Source organism: Terrabacter sp. NPDC000476 (assembly GCF_040300125.1).
In the GTDB taxonomy this organism is placed as follows: Bacteria; Actinomycetota; Actinomycetes; order Actinomycetales; family Dermatophilaceae; genus Terrabacter.
In genome coordinates this window covers 508,965-533,259 of sequence record NZ_JBEPDF010000003.1, presented here as the reverse complement: position 1 = coordinate 533,259, position 24,295 = coordinate 508,965, and the positions used below count along the sequence as shown (strand labels likewise).

Annotated in this window: 21 protein-coding genes, 1 pseudogene and 1 riboswitch; of the genes and pseudogenes, 10 read left to right on the top strand and 12 right to left on the bottom strand. The window is 73.8% G+C overall.

Annotated features, from left to right (window positions below; all coding sequences use genetic code 11):
* Positions 1-78: 78 nt before the first annotated feature.
* Both ABT295_RS18435 and bar read left to right on the top strand, forming a co-directional pair.
* On the top strand, positions 79-1,026 hold the full coding sequence (locus tag ABT295_RS18435; protein ID WP_352395850.1) for a carbamate kinase: 948 nt from the start codon (positions 79-81) through the stop codon (positions 1,024-1,026).
* Between the two features lie 5 nt (positions 1,027-1,031).
* Positions 1,032-2,168, top strand: a complete 1,137-nt coding sequence (gene bar / locus ABT295_RS18430) for a barbiturase (RefSeq protein ID WP_352395849.1) — start codon at positions 1,032-1,034, stop codon at positions 2,166-2,168.
* A 121-nt stretch (positions 2,169-2,289) separates the two neighbouring features.
* Here the strand turns inward: bar and ABT295_RS18425 are convergent, their stop codons facing one another.
* From ABT295_RS18425 to purN, 3 genes are all read right to left on the bottom strand, one after another.
* Complete coding sequence (locus ABT295_RS18425) at positions 2,290-3,264, bottom strand: DMT family transporter (protein WP_352395848.1); 975 nt, start codon at positions 3,262-3,264, stop codon at positions 2,290-2,292.
* Positions 3,265-3,376: 112 nt separating this feature from the next.
* A complete protein-coding gene (gene purH, locus ABT295_RS18420) occupies positions 3,377-5,002 on the bottom strand; it encodes a bifunctional phosphoribosylaminoimidazolecarboxamide formyltransferase/IMP cyclohydrolase (protein ID WP_352395847.1) in 1,626 nt (541 codons plus the stop codon).
* Between the two features lie 69 nt (positions 5,003-5,071).
* Positions 5,072-5,148: riboswitch (ZMP/ZTP riboswitch) on the bottom strand.
* An 8-nt stretch (positions 5,149-5,156) separates the two neighbouring features.
* Positions 5,157-5,789: a phosphoribosylglycinamide formyltransferase gene (gene purN / locus ABT295_RS18415; RefSeq protein ID WP_352395846.1), complete on the bottom strand. Its 633-nt coding sequence runs from the start codon at positions 5,787-5,789 to the stop codon at positions 5,157-5,159.
* Between the two features lie 111 nt (positions 5,790-5,900).
* Here purN and ABT295_RS18410 point away from each other — a divergent pair, with 111 nt between their 5' ends.
* Complete coding sequence (locus ABT295_RS18410; RefSeq protein ID WP_352395845.1) at positions 5,901-6,293, top strand: hypothetical protein; 393 nt, start codon at positions 5,901-5,903, stop codon at positions 6,291-6,293.
* Here ABT295_RS18410 and ABT295_RS18405 read toward each other — a convergent pair.
* Positions 6,280-7,611, bottom strand: a complete 1,332-nt coding sequence (locus ABT295_RS18405; RefSeq protein ID WP_352395844.1) for a cell division protein PerM — start codon at positions 7,609-7,611, stop codon at positions 6,280-6,282. The genes ABT295_RS18410 and ABT295_RS18405 overlap by 14 nt on opposite strands.
* A gap of 210 nt (positions 7,612-7,821) precedes the next feature.
* On the opposite strand from ABT295_RS18405, the gene ABT295_RS18400 reads away from it, so the two are divergent.
* Positions 7,822-8,523, top strand: coding sequence for a polysaccharide deacetylase family protein (locus ABT295_RS18400; RefSeq protein ID WP_352395843.1), 702 nt, complete (start codon positions 7,822-7,824; stop codon positions 8,521-8,523).
* A gap of 60 nt (positions 8,524-8,583) precedes the next feature.
* On the opposite strand, the gene sucD is transcribed toward ABT295_RS18400, so the two are convergent.
* The 3 genes from sucD to ABT295_RS18385 form a co-directional block, all read right to left on the bottom strand.
* On the bottom strand, positions 8,584-9,477 hold the full coding sequence (gene sucD / locus ABT295_RS18395) for a succinate--CoA ligase subunit alpha (RefSeq protein ID WP_352395842.1): 894 nt from the start codon (positions 9,475-9,477) through the stop codon (positions 8,584-8,586).
* Positions 9,478-9,508: 31 nt separating this feature from the next.
* Positions 9,509-10,693 carry an ADP-forming succinate--CoA ligase subunit beta gene (gene sucC, locus ABT295_RS18390; protein WP_352395841.1) on the bottom strand — a complete coding sequence of 395 codons (1,185 nt, stop codon included), beginning with the start codon at positions 10,691-10,693 and terminating at the stop codon, positions 9,509-9,511.
* Between the two features lie 303 nt (positions 10,694-10,996).
* Entirely contained in the window at positions 10,997-11,464 is a 468-nt protein-coding gene (locus ABT295_RS18385; protein WP_352395840.1) for a cobalamin B12-binding domain-containing protein, read from the bottom strand.
* A 79-nt stretch (positions 11,465-11,543) separates the two neighbouring features.
* Here ABT295_RS18385 and ABT295_RS18380 point away from each other — a divergent pair, with 79 nt between their 5' ends.
* A complete protein-coding gene (locus ABT295_RS18380) occupies positions 11,544-12,512 on the top strand; it encodes an esterase/lipase family protein (RefSeq protein ID WP_352395839.1) in 969 nt (322 codons plus the stop codon).
* A gap of 264 nt (positions 12,513-12,776) precedes the next feature.
* Positions 12,777-13,601 (top strand): M23 family metallopeptidase, encoded by an 825-nt coding sequence (locus tag ABT295_RS18375; RefSeq protein WP_352395838.1) that lies wholly within the window; start codon positions 12,777-12,779, stop codon positions 13,599-13,601.
* 519 nt (positions 13,602-14,120) lie between these two features.
* Here the strand turns inward: ABT295_RS18375 and pcrA are convergent.
* A complete protein-coding gene (pcrA, locus tag ABT295_RS18370) occupies positions 14,121-16,622 on the bottom strand; it encodes a DNA helicase PcrA (protein ID WP_352395837.1) in 2,502 nt (833 codons plus the stop codon).
* A gap of 107 nt (positions 16,623-16,729) precedes the next feature.
* On the opposite strand from pcrA, the pseudogene ABT295_RS18365 reads away from it, so the two are divergent.
* From ABT295_RS18365 to ABT295_RS18350, 4 genes and pseudogenes are all read left to right on the top strand, one after another.
* A pseudogene (locus ABT295_RS18365) lies at positions 16,730-17,245 on the top strand (GNAT family N-acetyltransferase); the annotation flags it as partial.
* Positions 17,246-18,790, top strand: a complete 1,545-nt coding sequence (locus ABT295_RS18360; protein WP_352395836.1) for a wax ester/triacylglycerol synthase family O-acyltransferase — start codon at positions 17,246-17,248, stop codon at positions 18,788-18,790.
* Positions 18,787-19,770 carry a quinone oxidoreductase family protein gene (locus tag ABT295_RS18355; RefSeq protein WP_352395835.1) on the top strand — a complete coding sequence of 328 codons (984 nt, stop codon included), beginning with the start codon at positions 18,787-18,789 and terminating at the stop codon, positions 19,768-19,770. Before ABT295_RS18360 ends, ABT295_RS18355 begins: the two co-directional genes overlap by 4 nt.
* Entirely contained in the window at positions 19,767-21,332 is a 1,566-nt protein-coding gene (locus ABT295_RS18350; protein ID WP_352395834.1) for an amidohydrolase, read from the top strand. Before ABT295_RS18355 ends, ABT295_RS18350 begins: the two co-directional genes overlap by 4 nt.
* A gap of 498 nt (positions 21,333-21,830) precedes the next feature.
* On the opposite strand, the gene ABT295_RS18345 is transcribed toward ABT295_RS18350, so the two are convergent.
* The 4 genes from ABT295_RS18345 to ABT295_RS18330 are packed head-to-tail and all read right to left on the bottom strand — an operon-like array spanning position 21,831 to position 24,287.
* Positions 21,831-22,040: a hypothetical protein gene (locus ABT295_RS18345; RefSeq protein ID WP_352395833.1), complete on the bottom strand. Its 210-nt coding sequence runs from the start codon at positions 22,038-22,040 to the stop codon at positions 21,831-21,833.
* Between the two features lie 30 nt (positions 22,041-22,070).
* Positions 22,071-22,424 (bottom strand): hypothetical protein, encoded by a 354-nt coding sequence (locus tag ABT295_RS18340; protein WP_352395832.1) that lies wholly within the window; start codon positions 22,422-22,424, stop codon positions 22,071-22,073.
* Between the two features lie 10 nt (positions 22,425-22,434).
* Positions 22,435-23,166: an NUDIX hydrolase gene (locus ABT295_RS18335; protein WP_352395831.1), complete on the bottom strand. Its 732-nt coding sequence runs from the start codon at positions 23,164-23,166 to the stop codon at positions 22,435-22,437.
* Complete coding sequence (locus ABT295_RS18330; protein ID WP_352395830.1) at positions 23,163-24,287, bottom strand: glycosyltransferase family 4 protein; 1,125 nt, start codon at positions 24,285-24,287, stop codon at positions 23,163-23,165. The genes ABT295_RS18335 and ABT295_RS18330 overlap by 4 nt, the downstream gene beginning before the upstream one ends.
* Between the last annotated feature and the right edge of the window lie 8 nt (positions 24,288-24,295).

Sequence of the window (24,295 nt, the reverse complement as noted above, 5' to 3'; positions counted from 1 at the left end):
CCGCGTTGGGCAGGAGGTGCCAACGCGCCCGCTCGTCCCGGCTCCCTAGGCTCACGCCATGACGACCGAGGACGCACCGTGAGGGTGCTCGTCGCCCTGGGCGGCAACGCCATGACCGGGCCCGACGGCAGCGCGACGCCCAAGGCGCAGCGCGCCGCCATCGCCGAGGCGAGCCGGCACCTGGCCGACCTCGTCGCGGCCGGCCACGAGGTGGTCGTGACGCACGGCAACGGCCCGCAGGTCGGCAACCTGCTCGTCAAGAACGAGCTCGCCGCCTCCGTCGTGCCGCCCGTGCCGCTCGACTGGTGCGGCGCGCAGACGCAGGGGACGATCGGCTTCACGCTGCTCGACACGCTCGAGGCGGCGCTCGCCGAGCGCGACGCCGCGCGCCCCGTCGCCGCCCTCGTCTCGCGCACCCTCGTCGACGCCGACGACCCCGGCTTCACCCACCCGACCAAGCCCGTCGGCCGCTTCCTGCCGCGCGAGCAGGCCCAGGCGCTCATCGACCACGGCGAGCGCTGGGAGGACCGCGGCGACAAGGGGTGGCGCCGCGTCGTCGCCTCGCCCGAGCCCCTCGAGGTGCTCGAGACGCACACGCTGCTCACCCTGCTGGGCGCGGGCTACGTCGTCGTCGCGGCCGGCGGCGGCGGGATCCCCGTCGTGCGTGGCGCCGACGGCGCCGTGCAGGGCGTCGAGGCCGTCATCGACAAGGACCTGACGGCTGCGCTGCTCGCTCGCGCCGTCGACGCCGACGTCCTCGTCATCGCCACCGACGTCGCGCACGCGGTCGCCGCGTGGGGCACGCCGGACGCCCACGACATCGGCCGCGTCACGCTCGCCGAGATGGAGGCGTATGCCGCCGAGGGGCACTTCGCGTCGGGCTCGATGGGCCCGAAGGTCGAGGCCGCGCTCCGGTTCGTCCGTGGTGGAGGCCGACGCTCCATCATCACCGCGCTCGACCAGCTCGCTCCAGCCATCGACGGCCAGGTCGGGACCGTCATCGAGAACCCGCAAACAGAAAGGTGATTTCCGTGCCCGAAGCCATTGAGGTGCGCAAGGTCCCCATCCACTCGGTCGCCGACGCGTCGGAGCTCGCGAAGCTCATCGACGACGGCGTGATGGAGGCGAGCCGCGTCATCGCCATCATCGGCAAGACCGAGGGCAACGGTGGGGTCAACGACTACACCCGCATCATCGCCGACCGCGCCTTCCGCGAGGTGCTGGTCGAGAAGGGGGCGCCCGCCGAGCAGGTCAAGCAGGTCCCCATCGTGTGGTCCGGCGGCACCGACGGTGTCATCAGCCCCCACGCGACGATCTTCGCGACCGTGCCCGCCGAGAAGGCCGAGCCGTCCGACGAGCTGCGCCTCACGGTCGGCTTCGCGATGAGCGAGCCGATCAAGCCGGAGGAGATCGGCTACGTCGCGATGGTCAGCAAGGTCGCCGACGCCGTCAAGGTCGCCATGGAGCGGGCCGGCATCACCGACCCCGCCGACGTGCACTACGTGCAGACGAAGACGCCGCTGCTCACGATCCACACGATCCGCGACGCCAAGTCGCGCGGCCAGCAGGTCTGGACCGAGCACACCCACGAGTCGATGGACCTCTCCAACGGCACGACCGGCCTCGGCATCGCCGTCGCCCTCGGCGAGATCGAGATGCCGACGGACGCCGACGTCATGCACAACCGCTCGCTCTACTCCTCGGTCGCCTCGTGCAGCTCGGGTGTCGAGCTCGACCAGGCGCAGGTCGTCGTCGTCGGCAACGCCCGCGGCGTCGGCGGTCGCTACCGCATCGGCCACTCCGTCATGCAGGACGCCCTCGACGCCGACGGCATCTGGTCGGCCATCAAGGACGCCGGGCTCGACCTGCCGGAGCGCGCCCACACGAGCGACATCCAGGGCCGCCTCGTCAACGTCTTCCTCAAGTGCGAGGTGAGCCAGGACGGGCAGGTGCACGGCCGTCGCAACGCCATGCTCGACGACTCCGACGTGCACTGGCACCGCCAGATCAAGTCGTGCGTCGGTGGCGTCACGGCCGCGGTGACCGGCGACCCGGCCGTCTTCGTGTCGGTCTCGGCCGCGCACCAGGGCCCCGACGGCGGCGGCCCCGTGGCCGCCATCGTCGACCTCGGCGAGGGCGAGCCGACCGGCTACCGCTGGACCCGCTGACCCCGGTCCGACGTATGCCGAGTGCCCAGGTCCTCACGGGGGCCTGGGCACTCGCACGTTCCCACCCACCCCGGCTCGCGCGCGCCCGGTGGGGCGGCGCGGGCCCGGTGCGGGGTCCCGGTCAGGGGGTGGGAGCCAGGGCCTCCTCGGCGCGGGCGGGAGCCACGACGGACGGTCGGTTCGCGACCTGCTCGTGCACGGCGAGGCCGACGACCGAGGCCAGCACGACCGCGAAGCCGACCCACTGCGAGCCGGTCAGGCTCGCGTCGAGCGCCACGACCCCGACGAGCGCCGCCGTGAGCGGGAAGGCGAGCTCGGCCAGCGTGGCGCGGGAGGCCGGGGTGCGCCCGAGCGCCCGGTAGTAGAGCAGCAGCGCGAGCAGGCCCGGGATCGCCGCGAGCAGCAGGATGTTCGGGGCGGCGTCCCAGCCGAGCGCGAGGGGCGTGGAGGTCACGAGGTTCAGCACGAGCAGGGTGACGAGCCCGACGACGAACCGCAGGGCCGTGATGTCGGCGAAGCGCAGCTGCGCGCTCGCGGCCCGTCCGAGCACCGTGCCGGCGGCCCAGAGCCCGGCGGCGCCGACCGCGAGCGCCGCGGCCTTCGCGCTCGAGACCGTGACGCCGAGCGGGTCGGCGAACGCGAGCAGCCACGCGCCGGCGAGCGCCGGCACGGCGAAGAGGACGTAGCGCGCGTGCAGCCGTTCGCCGAGGACGACCGCCGCGAGGGCGACGGCGATGACCGGCTGGAGCTTCTGCAGCACCTGCGGCGTGATCGGGTCGCCGGTGCGGAACGCGGCCGTGAACAGGGTCGTGGCGAGCGCCGACGAGCCGGCGCCGATGACGAGCACGCTGACCTTCGTGCGCACGTCCGCGGCGAGCACCCGGCGGACGGCCGGCACCACCCACGGGCTGACGAGCACCACGAGCACGAGGTGCTCCCAGAAGACGATGGCGAGCGCGGGGTACTCGCGGGCGAGCGGCTCGCGCCACAGCGCGGAGAGCCCCCAGAACGAGGCGGCGAGGGCGACGAGCCAGGTGCGGTCGGAGCCGCGGGAGCGGGAGCCGGTCGGGCCGGCGGCACGGGAGAGGTCGGGCATGCGGCTCAGCCTGTCATCCCCGGCGCGCCGGCCGACCACGAGCCCACCGGACACGCGGACGGCCACGACCCGTCGGGGTCGTGGCCGCCTCGTGGCCCTCGGAACCGTCGCGTCAGTGCGCGAAGTGCCGGGTGCCGGTGAAGTACATCGTCACGCCGGCCGCCTGCGCCGCCGCGACGACCTCGTCGTCGCGGATCGAGCCGCCCGGCGCGACGACGGCGCGCACGCCCGCGTCGAGCAGGATCTGCAGGCCGTCGGCGAACGGGAAGAAGGCGTCGGAGGCCGCGACCGAGCCACGGGCCCGCTCCTCCCCCGCCCGGCGGACCGCGAGGTGGCACGCGTCGACGCGGTTGACCTGGCCCATGCCGACGCCGACCGCCGCGCCGCCGTCGGCGAGCAGGATGGCGTTGGACTTCACGGCGCGGATGGCGCGCCACGCGAACTGCAGGTCGCCGAGGGTCGCCTCGTCGGCGGCCTCGCCGGACACGAGGCGCCAGTTCGCCGCGTCGTCACCACCGGTGACGTCGCCGTCCTCGCCGTTCACGACGGCGTCCACGCGGTCGACCGACTGCATGAGCAGCCCGCCGCCGACCGGGCGCGTCTCGACGGCCGCCCCCGCCTGCGCCATGCCGGCGGGCAGTCGCAGCACACGGAGGTTCTTCTTGGCCGTGAGGATCTCGAGCGCCTCGGGCTCGTAGTCGGGCGCGATGACGACCTCGGTGAAGACCGGCTTGGCCGCCGCCGCCATGGCCGCCGTGACCGTGCGGTTCGAGGCGATGATGCCGCCGTACGCGCTCACGGGGTCGGTCGCGTGCGCCCGCTCGTAGGCCTCCTCGATCGTGGCACCCACGGCGATGCCGCACGGGTTGGCGTGCTTGATGATCGCGACCGTGGGCTGGTCGCCGTGGTCGTGGGCCGCGCGCACGGCGGCGTCGGTGTCGACGTAGTTGTTGTACGACATCTCCTTGCCGTGCAGCTGTTCCGCGCTCGCCACCCCCGGGCGCCCGGTGCGGTAGAGCGCCGCGCGCTGGTGCGGGTTCTCGCCGTAGCGCAGCACCGCCGCCCGCTCGTACGTCGCGCCGGCCCAGGCCGGGAAGCCCGTGCCGTCGCTCGTGTCGGCCACGACGTTGCCCATCCAGCTCGCGACCGCGACGTCGTAGGACGCGGTGTGCACGAAGGCCTCCGCCGCGAGCCGCCGGCGCTGCTCGAGCGTGAAGCCGCCCGCCCCGAGCGCCTCGGTGACCTCGCCGTATGCCGCCGGGCTCGTCACGATGGCAACGCTCGGGTGGTTCTTGGCGGCCGCGCGCACCATCGACGGTCCGCCGATGTCGATCTGCTCGATGCACTCGTCGGGGGTGGCGCCCGAGGCGACGGTCTCGAGGAACGGGTAGAGGTTGACGACGACGAGCTCGAACGGCGCGACGCCGAGCTCGTCGAGCTGGTGCAGGTGGTCCGGCTTGCGGGTGTCGGCGAGGATGCCGGCGTGCACCTTCGGGTGCAGCGTCTTGACGCGTCCCTCGAGGCACTCGGGGAAGCCGGTGAGGGCCTCGACGGGAGTCACCTCGATGCCGAGCGCCGCGATCGCCTTGGCCGTCGAGCCGGTGGAGACGATCCCGACGCCGGCGGCGTCGAGCGCGCGGGCCAGCTCCTCGAGGCCGGACTTGTCGTAGACGGAGACGAGGGCCCGCGTGATGGGGCGGCGGCCGTCGGTGCTCGGCGCGGACGGGGCTGCGGTCATGGGTGCACTCCTGGTTCGGTGACATCGGTCGCGGTGCGTCCGTCGGTCAGACGGTCGGCATCCGTTCTCGCGAGGCACCCAGGCGGTCGATGCTCCCGACGTCACTCCCCGGTGGTGTCCCACCTGCGCCAGTCGTGTGCGACCAGCGTAGCGGTCAGGCGCTCCCGAGCCGAACTCGTCGCCCCTGCACGACGAAGCCCTCGCGCGCCAGCCGCTGCACGACCTCGACGAGCAGCTCGCGCTCCTGCACCTTGATCCGCTCGTGCAGGCTCTCCTCCGTGTCGTCGTCGTCGACGGCCACGACCCGCTGCTCGATGATGGGCCCGGTGTCGACGCCGGCGTCGACGACGTGGCACGTCGTGCCCGTCACCTTGACACCGTAGGCGAGGGCGTCGCGCACCCCGTGCGCCCCGGGGAAGCTCGGCAGCAGCGCCGGGTGGGTGTTGACGACGGGCGCGGTGCCCAGCGTCGCCGGGCCGAGGATGCGCATGAAGCCGGCCGTCACGACGAACCGCGGCGCGTGCCCGGCCACCCGCTCGGCGAGGGCGGCGTCCCACGCCCCACGGTCGGCATACGTCGACGGGGCGACGACGAAGGTCGGTATGCCGGCACGCTGCGCCCGCTCGATCCCCGCGCACGGGCGGTCGGCGCCGACGGCGGCGACGCGCACGCCGTAGTCGGGGTCGACGCTCGCGTCGAGGAGCGCCTGCAGCAGCGTGCCCGACCCGGAGACGAGGACGACGACGTCGACCGGGAGGTGCGGGGCGGGCGCGGCGTCGATCGTCACGCGCCGGAGTGTAGTCGGCCGGCCGCTCCCCGGGCCGAGACGTCTGCGGCAGACCGGGCCGTCCCACGGGGCGATGTGGGGACGCAGCGGCCGATGGGTGAGGATGGGTCCATGACCGACCCGACGCCCGAGCAGGAGATCGCGTTCGCGCGCGAGAAGGCCAAGCGCACCCTGCCGGTCGCGCTGCTCGTGCTCCTCGCGCTCGTCGCGATGTACCTCCCGCTGCCCAAGCGCTTCGTCGCCGTGCTGCCGCTCGTCATCGCCATCGTGCTGACGGTGCGCCTGCTCCGGTTCCTCTCCTCGCGGCGGGGCCGGGAGAAGGTCTGGCCCGCGGTGACGCTCGTCATCAGCATCATGCTGCTCTCGACGCTCGCCATGCAGGTCGCCTTCTACGACAGCGTGAGCGCCTACGAGGAGTGCCTCGCCGGGGCACAGACCGGCATCGCGCAGGGTGCCTGCGCGCAGCTGCGCGACAGCGGCATGCTCGGGCTCATCGTCCGCTGACGTCGCCGTCCGCAGCGTCGGACCCGTCGGCGTCGTCGGCCTCGTCGGCGTCCTCCGCCGTCACGTCGGCGTGCGCCGCCCGCTCACGGCGACGCTCGAGGAGCAGGAGCACCCCGAGCAGGAGCAGGGCGCCCGCCACGACCTCGGCGACCAGGGCCAGGCCGAACGGCAGGAGCGCCGGGCCCACGGACGAGAGCCGGTCGAGGCCGACGGCCCCGTTGCCGAGGGCCGTCAGGGCCACGACGACGCCGGCCGCGAGCACCGCGGCGACGGCCGTGGCGGTGAGGCGGGCGCGCGTGTTGCCGAAGAACTCGAGCTCGGCGTCGACCCGGTGGCCCAGCCAGGCGCCGACGGCCACGGGGACGAGCAGGACGGCATGCAGGAGCGGCGGGTAGTCGGCGGATCGGGGCAGGGCGCCGAGCACCGGCACGAGCGGGAGCAGGCCGGGCTGGGCCGCGGCCGGGGCGATCGCCGAGCCGACGGCGACCTGGAAGCCCGGACCGGCGAGGAACGAGAGCGCCCACGTCGCCGCGTTGCCGAGGATCGCGAGCTGGCCGATGCCGATGACGAGGGCGCCGGCGAGGTTGGCGTCGTACTGCCCCTGGATGTCGGCGACGGCCGACCACGACATGCCGAGCCGGAGCACGACGACGGCGAACCCGACGGCGAGCAGCAGCCCCGCGCCACGCCAGCCGACGCGCCAGACCGCCGGCAGCCAGGTCGGCCCCCGGCGGAACCACGACCGGACGAAGGCCGGGGCCTCGTCGTCGTCGGGGCGCACGAGCACGAAGCCGAGCGCGGTGAGCGGCACGAGCAGCGACCCGACGACCGCGGCCACGCCCGGCGTGGCCGGCCCGCCGAGGGTGAAGAGGGCGAGGACGGCGGCCACGAGGCCGTAGCCGACGAGGAAGCCCGGCACGACGCCCCGAAGGGCGACGCGGCTCCAGTCGGACGCACCGACGCGCAGGCGCTCGGTCGCGGCGAGGCGACGGGCCCAGCGGTGGGCGATGAGGACGAAGACGCCCAGCAGCAGCAGCGGCGTCATCGAGACGGCGACGCCGCCCGCCCCGATCGACTGGCCGTGGCCGAGGAACCAGATGGCGCTGCCGACCGACACCGCCGAGAACCAGCCGACGGTGCTCTCGGGCGCCGCGACCCAGCCGACGAGGGCGGGCAGCACGACGACGGCCCAGGTGGCGACGGCCGCGAGGGCGCCGGTGCGCAGCGCGGCGGGCAGGGCCGACGTCGGGCCCGTCGTGGAACGGGTCGAGGGGGCCGTCGGCGTCGAGGTCGGGCTGGGCGGGGCCAGTGGTCTCACTCCTGCATGTGCGGGTCGGTCTGGTCGTGCGGGCCACGCGGGTCCGGCGCGTCGTCCCATGGTCACAAGATCACCGTCCCGGGGCGAGCGCCCACGCCGCGCGACCCCGAAGGAAGGGACGCTGCGCGAGGTGTGAGGCACGGATCAGTGCTCCGGGGCCGCCGCGCGGCCCGGCGCGACGGAGACTGGAGGCGAAAGGGATGACTCGCCATGAGGACCAGAACCGCCCACCTCCTCACCGCCCTGATCGCCGCCGTGCTCGCGGCCCTCACCCTCGCCGCCCCGCCGGCGGGCGCCGGAGCCGCGGTCGGCCCGGCCGGCACCACCGGCGCCGGCGGCGGCACCACCACGGCGCTCGCCTACGCCGGCACCGTCTACCTCACCTTCGACGACGGCCCGCACGCCACGTGGACGCCCCGGATGCTGGCCGTGCTGCGGAAGTACGGCGTGCACGCAGTCTTCTTCGAGGTCGGCGAGAACGTGTCGTGGTACCCGTCGATCACCCGCAGCCTGCGCAGCTACGGCAACCTCATCGGCAACCACACGTGGAGCCACCCGGACCTCACGACGCTCTCGACCGCGTCGGTCACCTCGCAGCTGAACCGGATGGAGTCGGCGCTCGGCTACCGCCCCCGCTGCGTGCGCCCGCCCTACGGCGCGACGAACTCGCGCATCGCGACGATCATCGCGAACCGCGGGCAGCGCCTGATCCTCTGGACCGTCGACCCGCGCGACTGGTCGCGCCCCGGTACGACGACCATCGTCAGCCGGGTGCTCGCCGCCGTGCGCGACGGCTCCCGGATCCTCATGCACGACGGCGGCGGTGACCGGTCGCAGAGCGTGGCCGCTCTGGACCAGCTCGTCCCGAAGCTGCGGGCCCGCGGCTACGTCATCGGCCTGATGGCCTGCTGACAGCAGGAGCGGGCGGCCACCCGTGGGTGACCGCCCGCTCCGGACGCGCTGTCGCGCCGGCTACTTGCGCAGCCCCTGCATGATCTCGCGCATGAGCTCGGCCGTCTCGGACGGCGTCTTGCCGACCTTGACGCCGGCGGCCTCGAGGGCCTCCTTCTTGGCCTGGGCCGTGCCCGAGCTGCCGGAGACGATGGCGCCGGCGTGGCCCATGGTCTTGCCCTCGGGGGCGGTGAAGCCGGCGACGTAGCCGACGACGGGCTTGGTCACGTGGTCCTTGATGTAGGCCGCGGCCCGCTCCTCGGCGTCGCCGCCGATCTCGCCGATCATGACGATCGCGTCGGTGTCGGGGTCGTTCTGGAACGCCTCGAGGCAGTCGATGTGCGTCGTGCCGATGATCGGGTCGCCGCCGATGCCGACGGCCGAGCTGAAGCCGAAGTCCCGCAGCTCGTACATCATCTGGTAGGTCAGGGTGCCCGACTTCGAGACGAGGCCGATGCGGCCGGTGCCGGAGATGTCGGCCGGGATGATGCCGGCGTTCGAGACGCCGGGCGTGATGAGGCCGGGGCAGTTCGGGCCGACGATGCGCGTCGTGCCCTTGTCCTTGGCGTAGTTGTAGAACTCCGCCGTGTCCTTGACCGCGACGCCCTCGGTGATGACGACGGCGAGCGGGATCTCGGCGTCGATGGCCTCGACCGCGGCGGCCTTGGTGAACTGCGCGGGCACGAAGATGACCGAGACGTTGGCGCCGGTGGCCTCGACGGCCTCCTTGACGGAGCCGTAGACGGGCACGGACACGCCGCCCTCGAAGTCGACGCTCGTGCCGGCCTTGCGGGGGTTGACGCCCCCGACGATGGTCGTGCCGGACTTCAGCATGCGCTGCGTGTGCTTCATGCCCTCGGACCCGGTCATGCCCTGGACGATGACCTTCGAGTCGGCGTTGAGGAAGATAGCCATGGTGTCGTTCTCTCTTGTCGAAGGCTCGGGGTCAGTTGGCGGAGGCGGCGGCGAGCTCGGCGGCGCGGCGCGCGGCGCCGTCCATCGTCGGCTCGATCGTCACTAGGGGGTGGTTGCGCTCCTGCAGGATGCGGCGGCCCTCCTCGACGTTGTTGCCGTCGAGGCGCACGACGAGCGGGCGGTTCTCCTCGTCGCCGAGCGCGTCGAGGGCCCCGACGATGCCGTTGGCGACAGCGTCGCAGGAGGTGATGCCGCCGAAGACGTTGACGAAGACGCTCTTGACCTGCGGGTCCGACAGGATGATGTGCAGGCCGTTGGCCATGACCTCGGCGCTCGCGCCGCCACCGATGTCGAGGAAGTTGGCCGGCTTCTGGCCGCCGAACTCCTCACCGGCGTAGGCGACGACGTCGAGGGTGCTCATGACGAGACCGGCGCCGTTGCCGATGATGCCGACGGAACCGTCGAGCTTGACGTAGTTGAGGTCCTTCTCCTTGGCGGCGGCCTCGAGCGGGTCGGCCGCGGCGGTGTCCTCGAGCGCGGCGTGGTCCGCGTGGCGGAAGCCGGCGTTCGTGTCGAGGGAGACCTTGCCGTCGAGGGCGACGATTTCGCCGTCCTCGGTCTTGACGAGGGGGTTGACCTCGACGAGCGTCGCGTCCTCCTCGCGGTAGACGGTCCAGAGCTTCTGGATGACGTCCGCGATGGCGGCCTTGTCGGCCTCGTCGAAGCCGGCGGCGTCGACGATCTCCTGCGCCTTGGCCGCGTCGATGCCGGTGTTGGGGTCGACCGCGATGCGGGCGAGGGCCTCGGGGCGCTCGACGGCGAGCTGCTCGATCTCCATGCCGCCCTCCTTGGAGCACATGGCGAGGTAGGTGCGGTTGGCCCGGTCGAGCAGGATCGAGAAGTAGTACTCCTCGGCGATGCGCGCGCCCTGGGCGATCATCACGGTGCCGACGGTGTGGCCCTTGATGTCCATGCCGAGGATCGCCTCGGCGGCGGCCTGCGCCTCGTCGGGGCTCTTCGTCACCTTGACGCCGCCGGCCTTGCCGCGGCCACCGGTCTTCACCTGCGCCTTGACGACGGTGACGCCGCCCGACTTCGGGCCGATCTGCTCGGCGGCCGCGCGGGCCTGCTCAGCGGTGGTGGCGATGGCGCCGGCCAGCACGGGCACCCCGTGCTTCTCGAACATGTCGCGGGCTTGGTACTCGAAGAGATCCACGGGTGGGGTCCGTCCTCGTCGTCGATTCGTATCGTCGTCGACTGCGCCACCGCGGCGTCCGGGGCCCGACGTGCATCACGCTTCCGCGCGGAGAGGGGCCCTGCGCCGAGGCGCAACCGAATCAGGCTGTCCCTCGGACTCTAGTGCCCCTGACCTGTGCTGACGCCACCGGGTGCGGGCGACCGGACGAAGATCACACTGCCGGCCCGGCTCGCGCGGTGCGGGCGGCGTGCGAGGTCGCGGACGGCATACGCCCTCGCTGCACCGCTGCCGTGCGCGGGCGCGGGTGTCGGGAGCGCCCGCTCAGTCGGCGTGGACGTGCTCGCGCACCCAGCCGACGATCTCGGTCGTCGTCGCGCCGGGGGTGAAGACCTTGGCGACACCGAGCCGCTCGAGCTCGGGGATGTCGTCCTCGGGGATGATGCCGCCGCCGAAGACGATGATGTCGGCGGCGTCGCGCTCGGCGAGCAGCTCGACGACCCGGGCGAAGAGGGTCAGGTGCGCGCCGGAGAGCACCGAGAGGCCGACGACGTCGGCGTCCTCCTGGATCGCGGCCTCGACGATCTGCTCCGGCGTCTGGTGCAGACCCGTGTAGATGACCTCCATGCCCGCGTCGCGCAGGGCGCGGGCGACGACCTTCGCACCACGGTCGTGCCCGTCGAGGCCGGGCTTGGCCACGACGACGCGGATGACGTCGGCGGCGCTCCCGCCCCCGGTCGGGCTCGCAGCGGTCTGGACGGCGGCGGCCTCGGCACCGGTGGTCTGGCTCATGCGGGGAACTCTAGTTCGCGCCGCGCGGGGCGGCGGACGATAGTGACGCATCGCCCACCGATCGGGGTACGTTCCCGGGGTGGCAACGGCAGCACGTGCGGCGAGGACGCCGCGCCCGGAGGCGGCCGCGACCGGCACGACGCCGCGGTCGCGGGGCTTCCTCGCGGCCGCCGGAGAGGTCGCCACGGCGCTGCTGACGCCGACCGGGCTGGCCGGAGCCGCCGTCGAGGCGACGTGGATGGGGCTGCACCTCGGGCTCTACCCCCTCGGGCTGCTCGGCTCGCGGGCGAGCGACCGGCGCAGCGGCTACCGGCTCGAGCACCTGCCGCCCACCCAGCGCGGCCTCGCCATCCAGGACGTCGAGGCGGCCGAGACCCCGATCCTGCTCGTGCACGGCATGGTCGACAACCGCTCGATCTTCACCGTGCTCCGCCGGGGGCTCGTGCGCCGTGGCTTCGGGCGCATCGAGACGATCAACTACTCGATCCTCACCGGTGACGTGCGCGCGGCGGCCGCCGACCTCGGCGCCGAGGTGGAGCGCATCGTCGAGGAGACCGGCTACGAGCGGATCCACGTCATCGGCCACTCGATGGGCGGGCTCATCGCGCGCTACTACGTGACCCGCCTCGGCGGCGACCAGCACGTGCACACGCTCGTGACGCTCGGCACGCCGCACCAGGGCAGCTACCTCGCCTACACGTGGAACAACACGCTGACCCGCCAGCTGCGCCCCGGGAGTGCCCTCATGGAGGAGCTCGCCGGGCCGGTCGCCGACTGCCAGACCCGGTTCATCGTCTACTGGAGCGACCTCGACCAGGTCGTCGTGCCGCAGCGCAACGCACGGCTCGAGCACGAGGACCTCGACGTGCACCACGTCGGCCTGCAGGGCGTCGGGCACATGAGCCTGCCGATCATCCGCAGCGTCGTGCACGGCATCTCGACCGCGCTGGCCCACCTCGACACGACGGGCGCCACGGTGACGCGGGGGGTCAGCCCCCTCCGCAGCCGACGCGCGGGCGGCGGTCGGTCGTCGGGCTCGACGCGCTGACGGGCCGCTGACGACCCGGTCGCGGCCCGGTCGCGGCCCGGTCGCGGCCCGGTCGCGGCCCGGTCACGACCAGACCGCGCCATGCGCACGAATGCTGTCCGCTTCGTCCGGTGATGTCCTAGGGTCGAGGTCAGCCACGGCCCGGGTCGTCCTCCGCCCTGCCCCGGGATCGCGGCAGCCAGGCCTGTGGACACGATTTCGGATAACGAAACGATCACGTTAGGCTGACCGCTCTCCTCCAGTGACCCGATAGGTAATCTCTTCGTGCCCACACGCAGCTACACGGGCCGGCACCGTCCGGCCGCCAAGCCCTCGCGGGGTCGACGTCTCGTCGTCCCCGTCGCACTGCTCTCCTCCACCGTCGCGGCCGGACTCGTCATCCGCGACGCCGGCGCGAGCGAGCTGAGCCCCGAGGCCGCGTCCATGAAGAACATCTCCGAGTCGGTCGCCGGCCTCGGCCTCGTGGCCGACCCGGACGCCGTCGCCGCCGCCACCGCGAACCGGGCGGGCGCCCGCTCCTCCCGTGACGTGGCCCGCGACGCCACCGCCCTCATCGCCACCGCGAGCGCGTCGGCCCAGCGCTCCGCCGCCGAGGCGCAGGAGGCCGCCGCCGCCAAGGTGAAGGCCGCCGCGGCCGCGAAGGCCGCGAAGGCCGCCGCGAAGCAGAAGGCCGCCGAGGCCGCGCTCGCCAAGGCCCGCCGCTGGGTCTCCCCCGTCGCCGGCTACACGCTGACCTCGGGCTACGGCATGCGGTGGGGCAAGATGCACCCGGCCCAGGACCTCGCCTGCCCCGTCGGCAGCCCCGTGCGCGCCCTCTCGAGCGGCACCGTCGTCTTCGCCGGCTGGTCGAACGAGGGCTACGGCAACCTCGTCAAGATCCGCTACTGGGACGGCACCGTCTCGTGGATGGCGCACAACAGCCGCCTGCTCGTCTCGGTCGGCGAGGACGTGGCCCCGGGCCAGCGCGTCGCCTACAGCGGCAACACCGGCAACTCCACCGGCCCGCACGTGCACCTCGAGATCCACCCGGAGGACGGCGGCGCCGTCGCTCCGGTGCGCTGGCTCGCCAAGCGCGGCGTCGACATCTGACGGACGCCCCCAACCGTCGAAAGGCCACTTCTCGCGGGTCCTGACCCGTCGAGAGGCCACCTTTCGCGGGTCCTAGACCGTCGAGGGGCCATTTTTCGCGGGTCCTAGACCGTCGAGGGGCCATTTTTCGCGGCCGTATGCCGTCGAAAGGTCACCCTTGGCGATCCCGCCGGCCGTCTGCCTGGCGCCGTGCCTCGCCAGATGCCTTCGTGCGCCTCCGTCCGATGACGGCGCTCGACGGCATACGACCCCTCAAAACCCGGCCTCTCGACGGTGGCGCACCCGCGAAACCCGGCCTCTCGACGATGGCGCACCCGCGAAAGGTGGCCTCTCGACGATGGCGCACCCGCGAAAGGTGGCCTCTCGACGGTGGCGCACCCGCGAAACCCGGCCTCTCGACGATGGCGCACCCGCGAAAGGTGGCCTCTCGACGGTGGCGCACCCGCGAAAGGTGGCCTCTCGACGGTGGCGCACTCGCGAAGGGTGGCCTTTCGACGGTGGGGGGTGGGGGGTGCGGGGTCAGAGCTTGACGAGGGGGGCGTAGCGCAGCAGCAGGCGCTTGGTGCCGGTGTCGGCCCCGAAGTCGACGTGCGCCATCGACTTCTCGCCCTCCCCCTCGACCCGCACGACGGTGCCGAGTCCGAACGAGTCGTGCGTGACGCGGTCGCCCGCCGACAGGGCGATGACCGGCCGCTTGCCGGCGCTGCGCACGCCCGGTCGGGCGGCGAGCGTCGCCACGGCCGGGCGGTCGGAGCCGCGGGCACCGCTGAACGAGGGGCCGAGGCGCTGCCAGTCGAGCAGGTCGCCCGGGATCTCGTCGAGGAAGCGTGACGGCGGGTTGTACTGCGGCGCGCCCCACGCGGAGCGGACGGCCGCGCGCGAGAGGTAGAGCCGCTCGCGCGCGCGCGTGATGCCGACGTAGGCGAGGCGGCGCTCCTCCTCGAGCTCCTTGGGGTCCGCGAGGGCACGCATGTGCGGGAAGGTGCCGTCCTCCATGCCGGTGAGGAAGACGACGGGGAACTCGAGCCCCTTGGCCGTGTGCAGCGTCATGAGCGTGACGACGCCGAGCGCCTTCGCCTCGGGCTCGTCGGGGATCTCGTCGGCGTCGGCCACGAGCGAGACCTGCTCGAGGAACTCCTCGAGCGCCCCGGCCGGGCCGACGTCCTCGGGCTCCTGGCCCGGGGCGAGCTCGCCGCCGTTGGCCGCGACCTCCTGGGCCTCCTGCAGCTTGCGGTCGTCGAACTCCTGCGCCACCGCGACGAGCTCGGCGAGGTTCTCGATCCGGGTCTCGTCCTGCGGGTCGTGGCTCGCCCGCAGCTCGGCGAGGTAGCCGCTCTCCTCGATCGTGGCCTCGAGGAGGGCTGCCACGCCGTCACCGGCGTCGTAGACGCCGCGCAGCTTCTCGAGCAGCGCCGTGAAGCCCTGGATGGCCGCGACCGAGCGGGTCGCGATGCCCGGGGCGTCCTCGGCGCGCCCCAGTGCCGCGACGAAGGGGATGCGCTCGCGCTCGGCCAGCGCGGCGACGCACGCCTCGGCGCGGTCGCCGATGCCGCGCTTCGGGGTGTTGAGGATGCGGCGCAGGTTGACCGTGTCGGTGGGGTTGGAGATGACCCGGAGGTAGGCGAGCGCGTCCTTGACCTCGCGCCGCTCGTAGAAGCGCGTGCCGCCGACCACCTTGTAGGGCAGCCCGACCCGGACCAGCACCTCCTCGATGGCGCGGCTCTGGGCGTTGGTGCGGTAGAACACCGCGACGTCGCCGGGGCGCACGTCGCCCTCCGCCGCGAGGTCGTCGATCTGCTTCGCGACGAACGCGGCCTCGTCGTGCTCGTTGTCCGCGACGTATCCGGTGATCATCGGTCCGTCGCCGGAGTCGGTCCACAGGTTCTTGGCGCGGCGCCCCTCGTTGCGGGCGATGACCGAGTTGGCCGCGCGCAGGATGCGCTGCGTGGAGCGGTAGTTCTGCTCGAGCAGGATGGTGCGCGCGTCGGGGTAGTCCTGCTCGAACTCGAGGATGTTGCGGATCGTCGCGCCGCGGAAGGCGTAGATCGACTGGTCGGAGTCGCCGACGACGCACAGCTCGCCCGGCGGCACGGCATAGGCGCCCTCGGGGCCCTTGACCTCGCCGACGAGCTCCTTGATGAGCTGGTACTGCGCCTGGTTGGTGTCCTGGTACTCGTCGACGAGCACGTGGCGGAACCGGCGGCGGTAGTACTCGGCGACGTCGGGGAAGGCCTGCAGGATGTTGACGGTCATCATGATGATGTCGTCGAAGTCGAGGGCGTTCGCCTGGCGCAGGCGACGCTGGTACTGCGAGTAGGCGCTGGCGAGCGTGCGCTCGTAGTGGTTGCCCTCGGTGACCTGGGAGGCGTAGGCCTCCTCGTCGACGAGCTCGTTCTTGAGGTTGCTCACCTGGGCCGAGAAGCTGCGGGGCGGGTAGCGCTTCGGGTCGAGGTCGAGGTCGCGCAGCACGAGGCTCATGAGTCGCTGGCTGTCGGCGGCGTCGTAGATGGAGAAGGTCGACTTCATGCCGACCTTGGCGGCCTCACGGCGCAGGATGCGCACGCAGGCGGAGTGGAAGGTCATGACCCACATGGCGCGCGCCCGCGGCCCGACGAGGGCCTCGACCCGCTCGCGCATCTCGGCCGCGGCCTTGTTCGTGAAGGTGATCGCGAGGATCTGCCCCGGCTGCGCCCCGCGCTCGCCGAGCAGCCACGCGATGCGGTGCGTCAGCACCCGGGTCTTGCCCGATCCGGCACCGGCGACGATGAGCAGGGGCGTGCCCTCGTGAACGACGGCCTCGCGCTGCTCGGGGTTGAGCCCCTGGAGCAGGGCGTCGGGGTCGATCCCGCCGCGGCCCCCGTCGGGGGTCGCCACCCCGCCCCGCGCGGCCGCCTCGGCCCAGGTGGGCACTCCCTGCTCGGTGACGTCGCCGTTCCGCGACGTCCGCCCGGAGCCTCCGGAGGAGGCGTCCTGACCGTGCGGGAAGCCGGGGATGGGGAGGTCGTCGAAGAGCGTGCTCATGATCGCTCAAGCCTACGTCGAACCACCCACAGCGCCCGACCGCGCCACCCGGGCCGCCCGGGCCGTCGCGATCGGGGCACGCCTCCCGCCGTGGCCGGAGGCGTGCCCCCGTCGCGGCGGGAGAGGATGGGGCCGTGAGCGACTTCGAGATCCGTGAGGCGACGCCGGCCGACGTGCCCGACCTCATCCGGCTGGTCCGCGAGCTCGCGGCGTACGAGAAGGAGCCGCAGGCGGCCACCGCGACGCCCGAGCAGTTCCACGGGGCCCTCTTCCCGGCGCAGGGCGACCCGACGGCATACGCCCTCGTGGGGGTGTGGGAGGGACGGACCGTCGCGATGGCGCTGTGGTTCCGCAGCTTCTCCACGTGGACCGGTGAGGCGGGCATCTGGCTCGAGGACCTCTTCGTCGAGCCGGCGCACCGGGGCGGCGGTCTCGGCCGGGCCCTGCTCGCCCGGCTCGCTGCGACGTGCGTCGAGCGCGGGTGGACGCGCCTCGAGTGGACGGTGCTCGACTGGAACACCCCGTCGATCGCGTTCTACCGCGCGCAGGGTGCCCGCCCGCTCGACGAGTGGACGACGTTCCGGGTGGACGGCGACGCCCTCGCCCGGCTGGCGAGCCCGTAGGTGGCCCGCGCGAGCCGGCGCATGGGGTCGGCCGACTCCCTCTGGCTGACGATGGACCGCCCGACGAACCTCATGGTGATCACCTCGGTGGTGCTCCTCGAGTCGCGACCCGACTGGGACGCCGTGCTCGACGTCCTGCGCACCCGCCTCGTCGAGCCCCACCCCGTCTTCCGCGAGCGCTCGCGCCACCGCCGACGGCCGTTCGGGGCGCACCGCTGGGAGGAGGACCCCGACTTCGACCTCTCCCACCACGTGCACCGGGCGACGCTCCCCGGCCCGGTGCACGGCACTGCCGACGCGGCGCTGCAGGCCTACGTCGAGGAGCACCTCCCCCGGCCGTTCGACCGGTCCCGCCCGCTCTGGGAGGTGCACCTCGTCGACGGCCCCGGGCCCGGGGCCGCCCTCGTCTTCCGCATCCACCACGCGCTCGCGGACGGGATCGCGCTGACCCGCGTGCTGCTCGGCCTCACCGAGGACGCCGACGGCGTGCCCGGCGACCTCGTGGGCCCGCCGGAGGCGGCGGGGCTCGCCGCCCTCCCCCTCACCGCCCTCCCCCTCGGCCGGGCCGGGGAGCCGAACGGCGGCCTCCTGGCCGCCGGGTTGCGACTCGCGCGCGCCGGCATCCGCTCCGGGCGGATGCAGCTGCGCGACAAGGGAGCCCGCCGCGTCGTCGTCGACGCCGCGACGACCACCGCGGCCGTCGCGCTGCGCACCGGCCAGGTCGTCGGCGACGTGCTCCTCACGAGCAGCCCCGAGAGCGCGGTGGGCGGCGTGCCGGGCCACCGCAAGCGCGTGCTGTGGACGGCGCCCCTGCCGCTCACCGGGCTCAAGCAGGTGGGCCGCCTCGTCGGGGCCACCCTCAACGACGTGCTGCTCAGCGCGGTGGCCGGCGCGCTGCACACCTACCAGCGCGAGAGCGGCCGCTCTCCGGTCGACCTCGCGACCATGGTGCCCGTCGACGTCCGGCCGCCCGACGAGCCGCTCCCCCGCGAGCTCGGCAACCGCTTCGCCCTGCTCTTCCTCCGCTTCCCGAGCGCCGACGCGACCCCGCTGGGCCGTCTCGCCGTCTGCAAGGCCCGGATGGACTGGCTCAAGGCCTCGCCCGAGGCATCCCTCACCTTCGCGTTGCTCTCCGTCATCGGGCGCGTGCCCGCCCGCCTGCAGCGCCGGTTCGTGGACTTCTTCGCGGACAAGGCGATCGGCGTCACGACGAACGTGGCCGGGCCCCGCGAGCCGCGTCGCCTCGCGGGCGTGCCCGTGACGGGGGTGCTCGGCTGGGTGCCGGGGTCGGGGCGCCACACGGTCGGTTTCTGCATCGTCACCTACGACGGCGCCGTGCGCATCGGCATCATGGCCGACGACGCGGAGGTGCCGGAGCCGGAGCGCCTGCTGACGGCGCTCGAGGACGAGGTGGCCCTCCTCGTGCGCATCGGTGCGGCCGGGACGGACGACGACGGCCGGGCAGGAGGGGCCGGGCCCGGCGGGCGTGGGCGGCGCTCCCCCCCACCGGGCGGCGCGGCGCCGGTCGTAGGGTGGCGGGCATGAACCGAGCGACCAGCGTCTTCGTCTCCGAGCCCGGCGACCGCAGCGTCCTGCAGGTGCGCGAGCACGACCTGCCGGACCCCGCCGAGGGCGAGGTGCAGGTCGAGGTCGGCGCCGCCGGCGTCAACTTCATCGACGTCTACAAGCGCCAGGGCGTCTACCCCGTGCCGACCCCGTTCGTGCTCGGCGAGGAGGGCGCAGGCACCGTCACCGCTGTCGGCGCCGGCGTCACCGACGTCGCCGTCGGCGACCGCGTGGCGTGGTGCCAGTCCGCCGGCAGCGAGTCCACGCTCGTCAACAAGCCGGCCCACCTCGTCGTGCCCGTGCCCGACGCCGTCGACCTCGAGGTCGCGGCGGCCACGATGCTGCAGGGCCTGACGGCGCACTACCTCGTCACGAGCACGTATGCCGTCAAGCCGGGTGACGTGGCGCTCGTGCACGCCGCCGCCGGTGGCGTCGGGCAGCTGCTCGTCCAGATGGTCACGGCCCGTGGCGCGACCGTCGTGGCGACCGCCGGCACCGACGAGAAGCTCGAGATCGCAAGGGGGCTGGGCGCGCAGCACCTCATCAACTACACGACCGCCGACGACCTCGCCGCCGACGTGCGCCGGGCGGCCGGGCGCGGCGTCGACGTGGCGTACGACGGTGTCGGCGCGTCGACCTTCGACGCCTCGCTGGCCTCCCTGCGACCCCGAGGGACGATGGTGCTCTTCGGCGGTGCGAGCGGCCAGGTGCCGCCCTTCGACATCCAGCGGCTCAACCGCAGCGGCTCGCTCTTCCTGACGCGCCCGACGCTGGCCGACTACGTCGCCGACCGGGCCGAGTACGTCTGGCGCGCCGGCGAGGTGCTCGGGGCCGTGGCCGACGGGTCGCTGCGCATCGACGTGGGCGGGCGCTACCCCCTGTCGGAGGTGGCCGCGGCCTACGAGGCCCTCGAGGGCCGCCGCACCACCGGCAAGCTCATCCTGGTGCCGGGCGCATGAGCCGAACGCTCCTGCGGCACGACCGCATCTGGACCGGCGACGCGACCACCCCCTGGACCGACGCACTGCTCGTCGAGGACGGCCGCGTCGTGGCCGTCGGCGCCGACGCCCGCGAGGCCGGCGCGGCGTCGACCGTCGACCTGACCGGTGCGCTCGTCATGCCCGGACTGCACGACGCCCACATCCACACGGGCTGGCTCTCCCGGGACCTCTCCTCGGTCGACCTCCGCGAGGCGCGCTCGCTCGAGGAGGCCCTCGAGCTCGTGCGTGCCCACGCCGCAAGGCTTCCCGCCGGCGAGTGGCTCCACAGCGGGCGCTGGAACCACAACCGGTGGGCGGTGCCGGTCCAGCCCGACCGACACGCCCTCGACGCGGTGTCCGGTGACCGCGTCGCCGCCCTCGCGAGCGTCGACGGCCACACGATCTGGGCGAACTCCCTTGCCCTGCAACGCGCCGGGATCACCCGCGACACCCCTGACCCCGTCGGCGGCGAGATCGCGCGCGACGCGTCCGGCGAGCCGACCGGCATCCTGCGCGAGTCGGCGCAGGAGCTGCTCGACGTCATCCCCCGCGACGAGTCCCCGCTGCGACCGTGGCTCGAGCGGTGCCAGCAGGCGCTGCTCGCCGACGGTCTCACGAGCATCACCGACATCGACGGTGAGGACGTCCGGGCGGCCTATGCCGACCTTCACGCCGAGGGCGCGCTGCGGCTGCGCGTCACGAAGTGCACGCGCGACCCCGACCTCGAGGCGGCCGTCGCCGAGGGCCGGCGCTCCGGGCAGGGCGACGACACCTTCCGCGTCGGGCCCGTCAAGTTCTTCAGCGACGGCGCCCTCGGGTCGCACACGGCCCACATGACCGAGCCGTTCGTCGGTCACGAGGGCTGCGGCATCGCGGCGATGCCCTACGACGTGCTGCTCGAGCGCACGCTCCTCGCGGCGCGCAACGGGCTGGACGTCGTGACCCACGCCATCGGCGACGAGGCGAACCGCCTCGTGCTCGGCACCTTCGAGGCGGTCCGGGCGGAGGGCCTGGATGCCCTGCTGCGCGTCGAGCACGCGCAGCACGTGCTCCCCGTCGACATCCCCCGCTTCCGCGCGCTGGGCGTCGTGGCGTCGATGCAGCCCAGCCACTGCACGGCCGACCTGGAGCTGGCCGACGCCATCATCGGGCCGCGGCGGCTCGCGTCGTACGCCTGGCGCAGCTTCCTCGACGCCGGGGTGCGCCTCGCGTTCGGCTCGGACGCACCGGTGGAGGACCCGAACCCGTTCTTCGGCCTGCACGCCGCCGTGACACGGCAGCGCGCCGACGGGCACCCGCTCGGGGGCTGGCGGCCGGAGGAGCGGATCAGCCTGACGGAGGCGGTGCACGCCTTCACGGTCGGCGCCCACGAGTCCGTCGGGCGCACCGACGTCGGACGCCTCGCCCCGGGCCAGCTCGCCGACCTCGTCGCCGTCGACCGCGACCTGTGGGCCCTCGAAGCGACGGCGCCCGGCGAGATCCGCGACACCGCCGTGCTCCAGACCTGGGTGGGCGGGGAGCTCGCGCACGAGCGCGGCTGAGCAGAACGGCATACGGCGGCGGCACGGACGACCGACCGCGACACCGAGCGACCACCGTCTCTCGCACGGGTGGCTCCGGCGAGCCGCTCGCTGCTCTGGGCGCCGGTTTCAGCGCGGCGTCCTGCCGCGCCGCAGCCCGGGTCAGCGCCGACGTGACACAACCGGCGCCAGACATCGTCTGCACCCACAAGACCCGGACGACGAACCCAGTCGGCGAGGACGAGCTCGGAGCAGCGCCAGCAGTCGGCGTCGATGGCCCGGGCGCGCGTGTGCAACTCGCGGCTGTCGGCCTCGACGACGATGCGCAGCTCGCGGTCGACGAGGTCGGGGCAGATGCGCTTCCCGCCCAGACGGATCCGCACCTGCGGGATCAGGCGCAGCCCGGGCACCTCGAGCGAGAGCGCATGGACCACCGACTCGAAGGCGTTCGCGGTCCGCGGGCCGGCGAACCACGCGACGTCGTGCGCGGCGTCGCGTCCCCGTCCCGGCGCGACCGGGTCAGGCCGGCACGAGGGCGAGCAGGAGCGTGGCGAACCACGTGAGGCCGGCCACCGCGAGCAGGAAGAAGCCGATGACGGCCATGTTGCCGGCGCCGTCGGCCCGTGACACACGCCGCCGGCGGCGTCCGGTCACGACGAGCGTGAGGCCCGCCACCAGCCACACGAGGCCGATGAGCAGGCCTGCGAGAACGCCTGCGTCCCAACGCATCTCAGCGACCGAAGGAGTGGACGAGGCGGATCACCAGAGGGCCGCGACGAGCACGTTGGCGACGGCCGCCCCGCCCGCGACGTCGAGGAGCGGACCCGTGTCACGCCCCTTGCGACCGCGCGCCGCGCCGATCTCCGCAGCGGCCAGGACGCCGAGGGCGACGACGAGCTTGACCGCGATCTTCGTGTTGTCCACGGTGTGGTCGTCGTCCTTGATCGCCGACGCGATGCCGACGAGCAGCAGCCCGGTCACGAGCTGCGCCCGAGCGCCCCACACGATCGGGGCGATGACGGTGCGGCCGCTGCGCACGGCGATCCATCCGCCGACGACCGCAGCCATGCCGAGCAGGTGCAGCGCGACGAGGATGTTGTAGACGAGGTCCATGGCCGACATCCTACGGAGCGTCGGAGCCGTGGCCCTGCTGCCCCTCCCCCGCCATCCGCAGCAGGTCGTCGAGGCGCCGCCACGACGAGCTGAGCGGGTAGTCGACGAGCTCGGGTCGGCTGACCCACCGCGCGTCGGACGTCGTGCCGCCGACGTCGTGCACGACGGTCTCGGTCGGCTCCGGGCACGTCGCGGCGTAGACGATGCGCACGGCGTGGAAGTCCTCGAGCCCACCGGCGGGAGCGCGCCCGACCCAGTGCTGCGACTGGACCGTGAGCAGCCCGCCGAGCACGATCCGTTGCCCCGTCTCCTCCCACACCTCGCGGTGCACGCCGGTGGTCGGTGGCTCCCCGACGTCGAGCCCTCCGCCGGGCAGCCCCCAGTCACCGGCGACGTGGGTCTGGGAGTTGAACTGCGTCAGCAGCACACCGCGGTCACTCGTGACGACGGCGTATGCCGCCACCCGCTGGTGCGGCTCACCGACCTCGTCGTCGGCGACCCCTGCGTCGCGGGCCGGCCCCTCGCGGCGGGGGTGGGCGCCGTCGAGGGCGCGCACGAGGTAGCCCAGCTCGAGCGCCCCGTCGTCCGCCAGGTCGGCGAAGGCGGGCGCGTCGATCGCCCACCCGGCACGGCCGAGCACCACCTCCGGGTGCTCGCCGTGGCGCAGCGGCGCCTCCGCGAGGCGGTCACCGACGCCGGTCGTGGCGACCACCCGGATGCCGCCCGGCACGTTCGACCTCATCGGCGCACCAGCCCGACGGCGCGCTCGTACTCCCCCACGGCGAGCTGCGCCACGCGCGACCACTCCTGCTCGGGCGGGTGGCCGACGTTCCACGCCCGCATCGCCTCGAGCGCCTGCCGGTCACCGGCCAGCCGCGCGATCGCTGCCGCCATCTCCGCGTCGCTCGACACCACGAGGCCGTTGACGCCGTCCGACACGAACTCGCCCACGCCGGAGCCGGACCGGCCGATGACGGGCAGGCCCACGGTGCGCGCCTCGAGGGCCGCGATGCCGAACGACTCGAGACGGGCGGGTGAGAGGTAGACGTCCGACGCGGCATACCTGCTGCGGAGCTCGTCGCGGGAGACCCGACCCGGCAGCGAGACCCAGTCGAGGTCGTGCTCGCGCACGAACGCCTCGACCTTGCGCCGGTCCGGACCGTCACCGAGGACGGTCAGCGTGAGCGAGCCGGGCCCGGCCCGCCGCGCGGCCTCCGCCACGAGCTCGACGAGCGCGGCGGGCCGCTTGCGCGCGGCGAGCCGCATCGCCGTGACGAGGCGCAGCGGGCCGGGCGGCCGCTCGACCGTCCCGACCGCCCACCGGTCGACGTCGATGCCGTTGGGCAGCACCCCCACGGAGGCGCCCGGGCCGACGAGGCGCCGCAGCGGCTCGGCCGCGACGTCGGAGACCGCCGACATGGCCACGCCCCGCGCGGCCCACCGCCGGATGATGCGCAGGGCGCCGAAGACGGGCGCCACGCCGGCCAGCATGCAGTGCCACGTCATCGCCGTCGGCAGGCCCAGGCCGAGCGTGACCCGCGTGCAGTCCCACGCGAACGGCGAGACGACTCCGGTCTGCACGTGCGCGACGTCGAAGCTCCCGGCCGCGAGGCGGCGGCGCAGCTCGGCCGGGGCGCGCGGGTTGACCGGCAGCTCCCACGGCATCCGGGCGGCGAGGCGGTGGACGGGCACGCCGTCGACGACCGTGACCACCCCGTGCATCTCACCCTCGGCGCCCCGGGTCGCCGTGAACACCTCCACCTCGTGCCCGGCGGCGACGAGGTGCTGCGCGAGGTCGTGCGTCTGCACCTCGATGCCACCGAGCCGGGGCAGGTAACAGTCCGAGAGCAGCGCCACCTTCACGGGCCCCA